The 12,803-nt window shown below is 62.3% G+C and carries 13 protein-coding genes; 7 read left to right on the top strand and 6 right to left on the bottom strand.

What is annotated here, in order from left to right:
• Positions 1–66: 66 nt before the first annotated feature.
• Both CCOS864_RS21000 and CCOS864_RS20995 read left to right on the top strand, forming a co-directional pair.
• The gene (locus CCOS864_RS21000) at positions 67–1,380 is read left to right on the top strand and encodes an OprO/OprP family phosphate-selective porin (RefSeq protein ID WP_115088196.1); all 1,314 of its coding nucleotides are present in this window, start codon (positions 67–69) and stop codon (positions 1,378–1,380) included.
• An 84-nt stretch (positions 1,381–1,464) separates the two neighbouring features.
• Positions 1,465–2,589 (top strand): GNAT family N-acetyltransferase, encoded by a 1,125-nt coding sequence (locus tag CCOS864_RS20995; RefSeq protein ID WP_115088195.1) that lies wholly within the window; start codon positions 1,465–1,467, stop codon positions 2,587–2,589.
• An 81-nt stretch (positions 2,590–2,670) separates the two neighbouring features.
• On the opposite strand, the gene CCOS864_RS20990 is transcribed toward CCOS864_RS20995, so the two are convergent.
• The 4 genes from CCOS864_RS20990 to CCOS864_RS20975 all read right to left on the bottom strand — a co-directional run bounded on the left by CCOS864_RS20990 (position 2,671) and on the right by CCOS864_RS20975 (position 6,869).
• The gene (locus CCOS864_RS20990) at positions 2,671–4,503 is read right to left on the bottom strand and encodes an ABC transporter ATP-binding protein (RefSeq protein ID WP_115088194.1); all 1,833 of its coding nucleotides are present in this window, start codon (positions 4,501–4,503) and stop codon (positions 2,671–2,673) included.
• 64 nt (positions 4,504–4,567) lie between these two features.
• Positions 4,568–5,125, bottom strand: coding sequence for a peptidylprolyl isomerase (locus tag CCOS864_RS20985; RefSeq protein WP_115088193.1), 558 nt, complete (start codon positions 5,123–5,125; stop codon positions 4,568–4,570).
• On the bottom strand, positions 5,119–5,931 hold the full coding sequence (locus CCOS864_RS20980; RefSeq protein ID WP_115088192.1) for an alpha/beta fold hydrolase: 813 nt from the start codon (positions 5,929–5,931) through the stop codon (positions 5,119–5,121). Before CCOS864_RS20980 ends, CCOS864_RS20985 begins: the two co-directional genes overlap by 7 nt.
• A 14-nt stretch (positions 5,932–5,945) precedes the next feature.
• Entirely contained in the window at positions 5,946–6,869 is a 924-nt protein-coding gene (locus CCOS864_RS20975; RefSeq protein WP_038996518.1) for a PA3225 family LysR-type transcriptional regulator, read from the bottom strand.
• Between the two features lie 49 nt (positions 6,870–6,918).
• Here CCOS864_RS20975 and CCOS864_RS20970 point away from each other — a divergent pair, with 49 nt between their 5' ends.
• The 3 genes from CCOS864_RS20970 (at position 6,919) to CCOS864_RS20960 (ending at position 9,132) form a co-directional block, all read left to right on the top strand.
• Positions 6,919–7,233 carry a 3-phosphoglycerate kinase gene (locus CCOS864_RS20970; RefSeq protein ID WP_115088191.1) on the top strand — a complete coding sequence of 105 codons (315 nt, stop codon included), beginning with the start codon at positions 6,919–6,921 and terminating at the stop codon, positions 7,231–7,233.
• Positions 7,234–7,342: 109 nt separating this feature from the next.
• On the top strand, positions 7,343–7,942 hold the full coding sequence (locus CCOS864_RS20965) for an FMN-dependent NADH-azoreductase (RefSeq protein ID WP_010223065.1): 600 nt from the start codon (positions 7,343–7,345) through the stop codon (positions 7,940–7,942).
• Between the two features lie 311 nt (positions 7,943–8,253).
• Positions 8,254–9,132 (top strand): carboxylate/amino acid/amine transporter, encoded by an 879-nt coding sequence (locus CCOS864_RS20960; RefSeq protein ID WP_038996515.1) that lies wholly within the window; start codon positions 8,254–8,256, stop codon positions 9,130–9,132.
• Here CCOS864_RS20960 and CCOS864_RS20955 read toward each other — a convergent pair.
• Positions 9,073–10,374: a mechanosensitive ion channel family protein gene (locus CCOS864_RS20955; protein ID WP_115088190.1), complete on the bottom strand. Its 1,302-nt coding sequence runs from the start codon at positions 10,372–10,374 to the stop codon at positions 9,073–9,075. The two genes, CCOS864_RS20960 and CCOS864_RS20955, sit on opposite strands and share 60 nt — an antisense overlap.
• 144 nt (positions 10,375–10,518) lie before the next feature.
• On the opposite strand from CCOS864_RS20955, the gene CCOS864_RS20950 reads away from it, so the two are divergent.
• The gene (locus tag CCOS864_RS20950; RefSeq protein ID WP_115088189.1) at positions 10,519–11,844 is read left to right on the top strand and encodes a DEAD/DEAH box helicase; all 1,326 of its coding nucleotides are present in this window, start codon (positions 10,519–10,521) and stop codon (positions 11,842–11,844) included.
• 91 nt (positions 11,845–11,935) lie between these two features.
• Here CCOS864_RS20950 and CCOS864_RS20945 read toward each other — a convergent pair whose 3' ends face one another.
• The gene (locus CCOS864_RS20945; RefSeq protein WP_115088188.1) at positions 11,936–12,205 is read right to left on the bottom strand and encodes a hypothetical protein; all 270 of its coding nucleotides are present in this window, start codon (positions 12,203–12,205) and stop codon (positions 11,936–11,938) included.
• 126 nt (positions 12,206–12,331) lie between these two features.
• Here CCOS864_RS20945 and CCOS864_RS20940 point away from each other — a divergent pair, with 126 nt between their 5' ends.
• On the top strand, positions 12,332–12,724 hold the full coding sequence (locus tag CCOS864_RS20940) for a transcriptional regulator (protein ID WP_115088187.1): 393 nt from the start codon (positions 12,332–12,334) through the stop codon (positions 12,722–12,724).
• Positions 12,725–12,803 lie beyond the last annotated feature (79 nt).

Raw genomic sequence — 12,803 nt, 5'->3', positions numbered from 1 at the left:
CACAAGTGGCCTGAGCCGCGTGTTTTTTCAACATTATCAAGACCATAAAGTAGGGGAGCTTCTTCGATGATCCGTAAGCACTTCGCAGGTTTCGTAGCCAGCGCCTTGGCCATGGCCGTTACCGCCCAGGCTTTTGCGGGTACCGTGACCACCGACGGCGCCGATATCGTAGTCAAGACCAAGGGTGGCCTCGAGGTCGCTACCACCGACAAGGAATTCAGCTTCAAGCTGGGCGGTCGGATCCAGGCTGACTACAGCCGTTTCGACGGTTTCTACACCAACAACGGCAACACCGCCGACGCCGGTTACTTCCGCCGCGCCTACCTGGAACTGGGCGGCGTGATGTACACCGACTGGGCCTACCAGATCGCCTACGACTTCTCGCACAACTCCGGTGGTGACAACCGTTCCGAAGACGGCTACTTCGACGAAGCGTCGCTGGCCTACAACGGCTTCAAGCCGGTGTCGATCAAGTTCGGTCGTTTCGACCCTGAATTCGGTCTGGAAAAAGCCACCAGCTCCAAGTGGGTGACGGCGCAGGAACGTACCGCTGCCTACGACCTGGTCGACTGGACCAACTCGCACAACGGCGGCCTGGGTATCCAGGCGTCGGGTAACGCCGGCGATTCGCTGTATGGTTCGGTCGGTGCCTTTGCCAAGGACGCCACCAACCAGGACAAGGACGGCGACAGCACCAAGCAGTTCAACCTGCGCGGCGTCTTCGCGCCGATGCACGAAGCCGGCAACGTCCTGCACTTCGGTATCAACTACGCCCAGCGTGACCTTTCCGACACCGCTTTCGATGGTCGTATCCGCAGCCGTCTGGGCATGCGCGGGGTGAGCACCGACGGTGGTCAGGATGCCGGTACCAATGGCAACCGCCTGACCCTGGGTGGCCAGAACAACACCCCGGCCGGTGCCTACGACACCGACCAGGCCTGGGGCCTGGAAGCGGCCTGGGCCATGGGCCCGTTCTCGGTACAGGGCGAATACATCAAGCGTGAGGTCGAAGCCGACAGCGCCGCGTTCTCCGACATCAAGGCTGACGGCTACTACGGCCAGCTGGCCTACACCATCACCGGTGAGGCCCGTGGTTACAAGCTCGGCAAGTTCGACAGCATCAAGCCGTCGAACAAGCAGATCGGTGCCTGGGAAGTGTTCTACCGCTATGACCACCTGAGCGTCGATGACGACAACGGCGCGTTTGCCAACGTCAGCGATATCGAAGGCAAGGTCCACAACGTCGGCCTGAACTGGTACGCCAACGAGTCGATCAAGCTCAGCGGCGTGTACGTCAAGGCCAAGGTCGACAATGCCCAGAACGCCGCCGGCGACGACAGCGGCGACGGTTTCGTAATGCGCGCGCAGTACGTGTTCTAAGCAACACCGCTCCTCATCCGTTAGATCTTCAGCCCCGCTTGCGCGGGGCTTTTTTTCGCCTGCGCGACGAGGCAGACTGCGTCAATGCCCAAGCTCATCCTGCAACACCTCGCCGAACTCACGCCTGCCACCTGGGATGCCCTGGTGCCGGACGAACAACCGTTCCTGCGCCACGCGTTTCTGTCCAGTCTGGAGGACAGCGGCAGCGTCAGCCGCAACACCGGCTGGAGCCCGGCGCACCAGTTGCTGACCGACAGCGCCGGGCAGTTGCGCGCCGCCTTGCCCGCCTATGTGAAAACCCATTCATTCGGCGAGTACGTATTCGACCACGGCTGGGCCGATGCCTGTGAGCGGGCAGGCATTGCCTATTACCCCAAGCTGCTCTGCGCCGTGCCGTTCTCGCCGGTGACCGGCCCGCGCTTGCTTGGCGACCCGCAGGCGGCGGCCGAGCTGGTGGATCAACTGACCGACGAGCTGTTCGAACAGGGGATGTCCGGCGCCCACATCAACTTCACCGATGCGCAGGCGGATGCGCTGATGCGCGAGCGCGAAGGCTGGATGGAGCGCCTGGGATGCCAGTTTCATTGGCGTAACCAGGGCTACCGCGACTTCCAGGATTTTCTCGACACCTTGAGCTCACGCAAGCGCAAGCAGATGCGCAAGGAGCGCGAACAGGTGGCGGGGCAGGGCATCGAGTTTTATTGGTTGCGCGCGGATGAACTGAGCGAGGCACAGTGGGATTTCGTCTTTGCCTGTTATGCCAATACCTATGCCGTACGCCGTCGCGCGCCTTACCTGACCCGGGAGTTTTTCAGCCTGCTGGCTGAGCGCATGCCCGCTGCGATTCGTGTGGTGATGGCTCGTCAGGGCGGCCGTGATGTCGCCATGGCCTTCAGCCTGATCGGTGGTGGCAGCCTGTATGGCCGTTACTGGGGGTGCCTGGACGAATTCGACCGGCTGCACTTCGAGACCTGTTTCTACCAGGGCATGGACCTGGCGATTGCCGAAGGCCTGCAGCGTTTCGATGCCGGGGCGCAAGGTGAGCACAAGTTGATTCGCGGGTTTGAACCGGTGATCACCCGCTCCTGGCATTACCTGCTGCACCCGGGCTTGCGCCGGGCGGTGGAGGAGTTCCTGGAGCAGGAGCGGGCAGGGGTGTTGGCGTATGCCGGGGAAGCGCGTTTGGCTTTGCCTTATCGGCAAGGTTGAGGGCGTCATCGCGGGGCAAGCCCGCTCCCACACTGGTCCTGTGTGGGAGCGGGCTTGCCAGCGATGAAGACACCACGGTGTTCAGTCGATCCCGACAAACCCCCCGGTCTGGTGATGCCACAACCGTGCATACAGCCCTTGATGCGTGAGCAACTCCGAATGGCTGCCCATTTCGGCAATCCGGCCTTTCTCCAGCACCACCAGGCGGTCCATGCGGGCAATGGTCGACAGCCGGTGGGCAATGGCGATCACGGTCTTGCCTTGCATCAGGGTTTCCAGGCTCTCCTGGATTGCTGCTTCAACTTCCGAGTCCAATGCTGAAGTCGCCTCGTCCATGATCAGGATCGGCGCATTCTTGAGCAGCACCCGGGCAATGGCGATGCGTTGACGCTGGCCGCCGGAGAGCTTGACCCCACGCTCACCCACATGGGCATCGAAGCCGGTACGGCCCTGGGCATCGGACAGTTGCGGGATGAACTCGTCGGCACGCGCCCGGCGTACGGCTTCCCACAGCTCTTCTTCAGTGGCGTCGGGCCGGCCATACAGCAGGTTTTCGCGAATCGAGCGGTGCAGCAGCGAGGTGTCCTGGGTGATCATGCCGATCTGCGCACGCAGGCTGGCCTGGGTCACCTGGGCGATGTCCTGGCCATCGATGAGGATGCGCCCGCTTTCCAGGTCGTAGAGGCGCAGCAGCAGGTTGACCAAGGTCGACTTGCCCGCGCCGGACGGGCCAATCAGGCCGATCTTCTCGCCAGGGCGGATGTCCAGGTTCAGGCTGTCGATGATGCGGCTGCCCTTGCCATAGTGAAAACTGACGTTGTCGAACTTCACCCCGCCGCGATCGACCTTGAGCTTGGGTGCGCTCGGCGAGTCGGTGACGCTCACCGGCTGGGCGATGGTCTGCAGACCGTCCTGGACCATGCCGATGTTCTCGAAGATGCCGTTGACCACCCACATGATCCAGCCGGACATGTTGACGATGCGGATCACCAGGCCGGTGGCCAGGGCGATGGCGCCGACCGTGATCAGCGACTGGGTCCACAGCCACAGCGCCAGGCCCGTGGTGCTGACGATCAGCAGGCCGTTGAGGCTGGTGATGACCACGTCCATGCTGGTGACCACGCGGGCGGCCAGTTGGGTTTTTTCGGTCTGTTCGCTGATCGCTTCGCGGGCGTACTGTTGCTCGAAGTCGGTGTGGGCGAAGAGTTTCAGGGTGGCGATGTTGGTGTATCCATCGACGATGCGGCCCATGAGCTTGGAGCGGGCATCGGAGGAGATGACTGCCCGGGCCTTGACCCGTGGCACGAAGTAGCAAAGTGCGCCGATGTAGCAGGCAATCCAGGTAATCAGCGGCAGCATCAGCCGCCAGTCGGCCTCGGCAAACAGCACCAGCGAGCTGATTGCATAGATCAGCACGTGCCACAGCGCGTCCACCGCCTGCACCGCCGAGTCGCGCAGCGAGTTGCCGGTCTGCATGATGCGCTGGGCGATGCGCCCGGCAAAATCGCTCTGGAAGAAGTTCAGGCTCTGCTTGAGCACGAAGGTATGGTTCTGCCAGCGGATCATGCTGGTCATCCCCGGGCTGATGGTCTGGTGTACGAGAAGGTCGTGCAGGCCGAGAAACACCGGGCGCAGAATCAGCGCCACCACCAGCATCCACAGCAGTTCGGCAGCGTGATCGCTGAAGAAATCAGGCGAAGGGGTGCCTTGAGCCAGGTCGATGATCCGGCTCAAGTAACTGAAAAGGGCCACTTCGATCAATGCGCCGATGAATCCGATCACCAGCAGCGCGGCAAAACTCGGCCAGACCTGGCGCAGGTAGTACACATAGAACGGCCATACCGTGGTGGGCGGCGCCGCAGTAGGCGCCTCACGGAAGATGTCGATGAGCTTTTCGAAGCGGCGAAACAGCATGAAAACGGTAACTCCTGTTCAGTTCGACCCTCGGGCCTGGTTCACGTCCCTGTGAAGCCCAAGGTCAGTCGATACGTTTGGCCGACTTGATGAACACCGGGTCGACCGGCACATCGCGCATGCCTTTTTTCATTGTGGTTGGCGAGTTGACGATCTGGTCGACCACTTCCATGCCTTTGACGACCTTGCCGAACACCGCGTATCCACGGTCGCGGCCCGGGTCGAGGAAGGCATTGTCGGCGACGTTGATGAAGAACTGGCTGGTGGCCGAGTTCGGGTCGGAGGTGCGCGCCATCGACAGGGTGCCACGGACGTTCTGCAGGCCATTGCTGGCTTCGTTGCGGATCGGGTCCTTGGTGGGTTTTTGCACCATCTGCTCGGTGAAACCACCGCCCTGGACCATGAAGCCCGGGATCACCCGGTGAAAGACGGTGTTGTTGTAGAAGCCGCTGTCCACATATTGCAGGAAGTTCTTGCTGCTGATCGGCGCCTTGGTTTCGTTCAGTTCGATTTCGATCTGGCCGAAGCTGGTATCCAGCAGTACATGAGGCGCTTTTTCGGCGGCCATCAGGCTGGTGGCGAAGACGACTGAACAGGTGGCGAGCAGGAGTTTTTTCAGCATGGGCTCAATGATCCTTGAGAGGTGGTGGACGCCGCCAGGAACTGCAGCAGCGTCTGATTGAATACGTGAGGTTGATCCAGGGGCGTAGCGTGCCGGGAATCTTCGATGACCGCCAGCCGTGCCTGTGGAATCAGGGCAACGTAGCGCTCTTTAAGTTGTACCGGGGTGTAATCCTGGTCGGCGCTGATGACCAGGGTAGGACAGCGAATCTGCCCCAGGCGTTCCGCCACGCCCCAGCCGACAATGGCGTCGAAACTGGCCAGGTACGCGCGTTTGTCGTTCTTGGCCCAGCGCTCGGCCATCTTGCGCCGCAAATCGGCCTGCTGCGGCTTGGGGAACAACCGCTCGGCCAGGCCCTTGCCGATGGTTTCGAGGCTCAACACCCGGGCCAGGGCCCAGCGCTTGGCCCACCAGATCCAGTCGCTGCGGCTGCGGCGCTTGACCTCCGGGGCGCTGTTGACGATGCACAGGCTGCGCAGCCACTCGGGGTGATCGACGGCAAACTGGAAACCGATCATGCCGCCCATGGACAGGCCGACCAGGTGCACCGGGCCGGTCTGCAACTGCTCGAGCAGGGCCAGCAGGTCGGCGCTGAAGCTGGCGATGCTGTAGCGCTCGCGCGGTTTGTCGGAGCGGCCGTGGCCACGGAAGTCCATGAGGATCACCCGGTAGTGGTGGGCAAGCGTCGGCACCTGCATCTCCCAGTCCAGGCAGCTGGAGCCCAGGCCGTGCAGCAGCACCAGCGGCTCGCCCTGGCCGTATTCCTCGTAGTGCAGCGAGCAACCTTCATGTTCGAAGTAGGCCATCGGCGTGATTCCTGTCAGGCTTGGGCGGGCGCGGCGAAGGGCACATCCAGCGGTGCGGTGTCGAAGTTGCGCAGCAACTCGACGAGGATCTGCGTCGCCGGGCCCAGGGGTTTATCCTTGTTCGAGTAAAGGTAGAACAGTGGGTGGCGACTGCCACCCTGATCGAGCGGTAACGGCTTGAGCAGGCCTTCACGCAGCTCGCGTTCGATCAGGTGGCGCGGCAACCAGGCAAAGCCCAGACCGCTGCTGACGAAGGTGGCGGCGGTGGCCAGGCTGCCGACGGTCCAGCGCTGTTCGGCGCCCAGCCAGCCGACATCGCGGGGCTGCGCGCGGCCGGAGTCGCGGATCACCACCTGCAACTGGCTTTCCAGGTCCTGGAAGTTCAGCTCCCGACCCAGGCGGTGCAGGCTGTGTTCGGGGTGGGCAACGGCAACGAACTCGACCGAACTGAGCTCCGTGCCCAGGTAGCCGGAAATATTGAAGCCGCTGATGGCAAGGTCGGCGACGCCTTCATGCAGGACTTCCTCGACCCCGGACAGTACCTCTTCACGCAGGCGCACCCGGCAGCCACGGCTTTGCGGCATGAACGCACTCAAGGCGCGGACCAGGCGGGCGTTGGGGTAGGCGGCATCGACCACCAGGCGCACTTCGGCTTCCCAGCCCTGTTCCATATGGTGGGCCAGGTCTTCAAGCTGGCTGGCCTGCTTGACCAGTTGCCGCGAGCGGCGCAGCAGCACGTTGCCGGCCTCGGTGAGTACCGCCTTGCGCCCGTCGATGCGCAGCAGCGGTACGCCGAGCTGGTCCTGCATGCGTGCCACGGTATAGCTCACCGAGGATTGCGAGCGGTGCAGGGCCTCCGCGGCCTGGGCAAAACCACCGTGGTCGACCACCGCCTGCAGGGTCCGCCACTGATCCAGGGTTACGCGCGGCGCTTTCATCTTCGGCTCCTGTTGTCCTAAGCTGGCGCTCTTTCATGGAGAGCGTCGTATGAAGAAATGTTGTGCTGTATTGCTGGCCCTGCTTCCGCTCACGGCCCTGGCCTATCCCATCGACGTGGAAAAGGACATCGACGGCGTCAAGGTCGACTACACCACCTACGACACCGACCGTGATATCGGTTCGATCACCGTCAATAACTATGGCGACGTCGATGCGCAGTGCAAGGTGACTTTCCGCAACGGCCCGGAAGCGCCTCGGGTGCGCCGTGTGCTGGTGCCGGCGAAAAAAAGCGTCGATGCCACCGCCAAGTTCAACCGGGAAATCATCAAGCTGCGCATTGCCTTGAGCTGCAAACCGCAATAAAACAATTTAACTGATAGATTGGACCCAGTTTTTACGCTTTTTTATCGATAGGTCAATCATTAATCTTGCCTCCATCGACTTACCGAACTCGCCGATGGAGGCAAGCCCCATGTCCCGTGTACTCGTCATCGAAAGCAGCGCCCGCCAGCAGGACTCGATCTCCCGGCAACTGACCCGTGACTTCGTCAGCCAGTGGCAAGCCGCCCACCCGGCCGACCAGGTCACCCTGCGCGACCTGGCCGTCAACCCGGTGCCGCACCTGGATGGCAACCTGCTCGGTGGCTGGATGAAGCCCGAAGCCCAGCGCAATGCCGAAGAGCTGCAGGCCCTGGCCCGCTCCAACGAGTTGACCGATGAAGTGCTGGCGGCCGATGTACTGGTCCTGGCTGCGCCGATGTACAACTTCACCATCCCCAGCACCCTCAAGGCCTGGCTGGACCATGTACTGCGCGCCGGCATCACCTTCAAGTACACCGAAACCGGGCCGCAGGGCCTGCTGACCGGCAAGCGCGCCTACATCCTCACTGCCCGCGGTGGCATCCATGCCGGCGCCAGCAGCGATCACCAGGAACCCTACCTGCGCCAGGTCATGGCCTTTATCGGTATCCATGACGTGACCTTCATCCACGCCGAAGGCCTGAACATGGGCGGTGATTTCCACGAGAAGGGCCTGAACCAGGCCAAGGCGCAGCTCGCCGCGGTGGCATGAGCCGGCAATGAATTTTCCCGCCTGACACCTGTTGCTCCTTTGGGTGTACCTGCCCGGTCACTGCCTTGCGCATGACCGGGCTTTTTTATGGTGATTGCTGTGCGAGCAACTGTCTGTGGGAGCGGCGGTGCGACGACTCGACGTGACCCGCGATGAGGCCAGTACCACCAACACATCAGGCGGCGTCTGGATTGCGACCGCTTCGCGCTCGATCGCAGGCAAGCCAGCTCCCACAGGTCCGCAGGGGCTTCAGCAGTTGCCGGGTGTGCTGCTAACCGCTAAGGTCGCCGCCTCCACAGCAAGGGGCCAACATGGGCTATTTATTGATCGTCGCGCTGATCCAGGCGTTTTCCTTCAGCCTGATCGGCGAGTACCTGGCGGGGCATGTCGACAGCTATTTCGCAGTGCTGGCGCGGGTGCTGCTGGCCGGGCTGGTGTTCCTGCCGCTGACCCGCTGGCGTCAGGTCGAACCACGCTTCATGCGTTCGATGCTGCTGATCGGTGCGCTGCAATACGGCATCACCTATGTCTGCCTGTACTTGAGCTTTCGTGTGCTGACCGTGCCGGAGGTGCTGCTGTTCACTATCCTCACGCCCTTGCACGTGACCCTGATCGAAGATGCCCTGAACCGGCGCTTCAACCCCTGGGCGCTGGTGGCGGCGCTGGTGGCGGTTGCCGGTGCGGCGGTGATTCGCTTCGACAGCATCAGCCCGGACTTCTTCATCGGCTTTTTGCTGCTGCAACTGGCCAACTTCACCTATGCCGCCGGGCAGGTACTGTACCGCCACCTGATCGCGCGCAACCCCAGCGACCTGCCGCATTACCGGCGGTTCGGCTATTTCTACCTGGGCGCCTTGCTGGTGGTGCTGCCGGCCTTCCTGCTGTTCGGCAACACCCAGCACCTGCCGAGCACCGACGTGCAATGGCTGGTGCTGCTGTTTCTGGGCCTGTGCCCGACGGCGCTGGGATTATACTGGTGGAACAAGGGCGCCTGCCTGGTTTCAGGCGGCACCCTGGCGGTGATGAACAACCTGCACGTGCCGGTCGGTTTGCTGCTCAACCTGCTGATCTGGAACCAGCACGAGCCGCTGGGCCGGTTGTTCATCGGCGGGGCGGTGATCCTGGCGTCGCTATGGCTCAGTCGTCTCGGCACTCAGCGCCCGCTGCTGGCTGGGCAAGGTCGAGGGTAACAGGCCGGCACGCAGGTCGTTGCCACTCGGCTGCTGGTACAGGCTCAGGCCGAACTCCGGCATCACCGCCAGCAGGTAGTCGAAGATGTCGCCCTGGATCCGCTCGTAGTCGGCCCACGCCGTGGTGCGCGTGAAGCAGTAGATTTCCAGCGGCACGCCCTGGGCGGTGGTCTGCATCTGGCGGACCATGCAGGTCATGTTCGGCTGGATCTCCGGGTGGCTTTTCAGATAAGCCAGGGCATAGGCACGGAAGGTGCCGATGTTGGTCATCCGGCGACGGTTGGCGGACAGTTCGGCGACATTGCCCTGGGCCTCGTTCCAGGCTCTGAGCTCACTGCGCTTGCGGGCAATGTAGTCGGTCAGCAGGCGTACTTCGCTCAGGCGCTGCTCCTCATCGGAGCGCAGGAAGCGCACGCCGCCGGCATCGATGAACAGGCTGCGCTTGATCCGCCGCCCGCCCGATTGCTGCATGCCGCGCCAGTTCTTGAACGACTCGGACATCAAGCGCCAGGTGGGGATGGAGACGATGGTCTTGTCGAAATTCTGCACCTTGACCGTGTGCAGGGTAATGTCCACCACATCGCCATCGGCGCCGACCTGGGGCATCTCGATCCAGTCGCCGACCCGCAGCATGTCGTTGCTGGTCAGCTGCACGCTGGCGACGAACGACAGCAGGGTGTCCTTGTAGACCAACAGGATGACTGCCGACATGGCACCGAGACCTGAGAGCAGCAACAGCGGCGAGCGGTCGATCAGAGTGGCGACGATGACGATGGCGCCGAACACGAACAGGACCATCTTGGCCAACTGCACATAGCCCTTGATCGAGCGGGTGCGGGCATGTTCGGTGCGTGCGTAGATGTCCAGCAGGGCGTCGAGCAGGGCACTCAGGGCCAGGGTCAGGAACAGGATGGTGAAGGCCAGGGCAACGTTGCCGAGGAAATGCTGGCTGGTGGCGCTCAGCTCCGGCACCAGCTTCAGGCCGAACTGCACCACCAGCGACGGGGTGGTCTGGGCCAGGCGCTGGAATACCTTGTTCTCGCGCAGGTCATTGACCCAGTGCAGGGCTGGCTGGCGGCCGAGCAGGCGGGCGGCGTGCAGCACCAGAAAGCGCGCCACACGGCCGAGCAGCAGGGCGATCACCAGCAATACGCCCAGGCCGATACCGGCGTGCAGTATCGGGTGTTGATCGAGGGTGCCCCAGAGGTCCAGGGTGTTTTGCCACAGCTGTTGAATGTCCATAACGGTGTCGTAGAGGGTCCGCAAGTCGAAAACAAGGCCATTAGAGCGCGGATCGGCAAGAAGTTGCCAAAAGAAATTCGGCTCCGACGCCGGAAAACGTTACCCTATGCAACTGAATTTTTTGCACATGCCCGAGGTACACCCGTGTTTTCCCAATTCGCCCTGCACGAACGCCTGCTCAAAGCCGTGGCCGAGCTGAAATTTGTCGAGCCGACGCCGGTGCAGGCAGCGGCCATCCCTTTGGCGTTGCAAGGGCGTGACCTGCGGGTGACGGCGCAAACCGGTAGCGGCAAGACCGCAGCCTTCGTCCTGCCGATGCTCAACCGCCTGGTGGACCTCAAGCAGAAGCGCGTCGAGATTCGTGCCCTGGTGCTGCTGCCGACCCGCGAGCTGGCGCAGCAGACCCTCAAGGAAGTCGAGCGTTTCTCCCAGTTCACCTTCATCAAGGCTGGCCTGATCACTGGTGGTGAAGACTTCAAGGAACAGGCCGCGATGCTGCGCAAGGTGCCGGACGTGCTGATCGGCACCCCGGGCCGCCTGCTCGAGCAACTCAATGCCGGCAACCTGCACCTGGAGCATGTCCAGGTGATCGTTCTCGACGAAGCCGACCGCATGCTCGACATGGGCTTTGCCGAAGACGTCGAGCGTCTGTGCAACGAGTGCCCGAACCGCGAGCAAACCATGCTGTTCTCCGCCACCACTGGCGGTGCCGGCCTGCGCGACATGATCGGCAAGGTGCTGAAAACCCCTGAGCACCTGATGCTCAACAGTGTCAGCCAGCTGGCCGAAGGTACCCGCCAGCAGATCATCACTGCCGACCACAACCAGCACAAAGAGCAGATCATCCAGTGGCTGCTGGAAAACGAGACCTACGACAAAGCGATCATCTTCACCAACACCCGGGTGATGGCTGACCGCATCTACGGTCATCTGGTGGCCAAGGACTACAAAGCGTTCGTCCTGCACGGTGACAAGGATCAGAAAGACCGCAAGCTGGCCATCGAGCGCCTGAAACAGGGCGGCGCCAAGATTCTGGTTGCCACCGACGTCGCCGCGCGCGGCCTGGACGTCGACGGCCTGGATCTGGTGATCAACTTCGATATGCCGCGCAGCGGCGACGAGTACGTACACCGTATTGGCCGTACCGGCCGTGCCGGTAACGAAGGCCTGGCGGTGTCGCTGATCTGCCACGGCGACTGGAACCTGATGTCGAGCATCGAGCGCTACCTGAAGCAGAGCTTCGAGCGCCGGGTGATCAAGGAAGTCAAAGGCACCTATACCGGGCCGAAGAAGGTCAAGGCCTCGGGCAAGGCTGCCGGTGTGAAGAAGAAAAAGGCTGACAAGAAAGGCGACAAGAAGGTCGTTGCCAAGCGCAAGCCGACCGCCAAGCCGAAGCCTAATGCCCCACTGGCCAGCGCCGATGGCCTGGCACCGCTCAAGCGCCGCAAGCCGGCGCCGGCTGCGGAGTAAGCGCCGGCCTCATCGCCGGCAAGGCCGGCTCCCACAGGTTTTCTACAGACCTTGTGGGAGCTGGCTTGCCAGCGATAGCTTCACCCCGATTTCAGGTCTTTTTCTCCGCTGCCTTCAGCTCCTGCAACCGCTTGTCGATCAGCTGGCACTTGTCCGGCAAGTCCTTGCTGGCACTCTCAAGCTTCATGCCTTGCAACTCATCGTTGATCTCCTTGGCCTTCTGCGGATTCTGCTCGGTAAGCTTGCTCACTTCCTTGGCCAGTTCTTCGCGTTTCTCCGTCGCTTCTTCCAGCGTGCAGGCCCAGCTGGGCAAGGCCAGCAACAGGCTGGCGGCGGCGGCAATGTTCATCAGGGTCTTCATGGGCAGGCTCCTGTGCAATCAGGGTGAAGTCTTGCGGTTGAGCCTGGCCGGGCCGCGAAAGTTCAGTCGAACCGCAGCCTCGCGCACCGGTCACAATCTTACCGACCCCTGATTGAGGCTATGCCGATGACCACCTACGACTGGGACCTGATCGAACGCCTGTTGCATGAAGCGCAGAACAGCGCCGGACACAGTTTCACCCCCAGACCCTATGCCGAGCAGCATGCTGCCCAGCTTGCGGCTGAAGGTGCGGCACCTGGCGATCTCGATCATCTGAAAACGCTGGCCTGTGAGTACGAAAAGATACTGTTCGAGCGCGGTTACTTTGCTTCACGCCCGGAAGATGAGGGCGGCAACGGTGAGAATTTTGTCCTCACCGAGCGTGGCTCGCGGCTGCTGAGCCTGCTGGACAGCAGCATTCCGGGCAACGATCACCCGCGTCAGGTACTGGATGAGCAGGACGATCCGCTGGACGAGGCTACCTTCGATCAGGTGGCTTCCAAGGCACAGATTGCCTGACGCAGGCAACACAAGACTGGCATTGAGCGCCTGCCGCCGCTGATAATCGGCACTGGATCCACTTCTGCCGAGAACCTGC

Source organism: Pseudomonas wadenswilerensis, assembly GCF_900497695.1.
In the GTDB taxonomy this organism is placed as follows: Bacteria; Pseudomonadota; Gammaproteobacteria; order Pseudomonadales; family Pseudomonadaceae; genus Aquipseudomonas; species Aquipseudomonas wadenswilerensis.
Note: the sequence above shows the minus strand (reverse complement) of the source record. Positions and strands in the feature narration are given on the sequence as shown.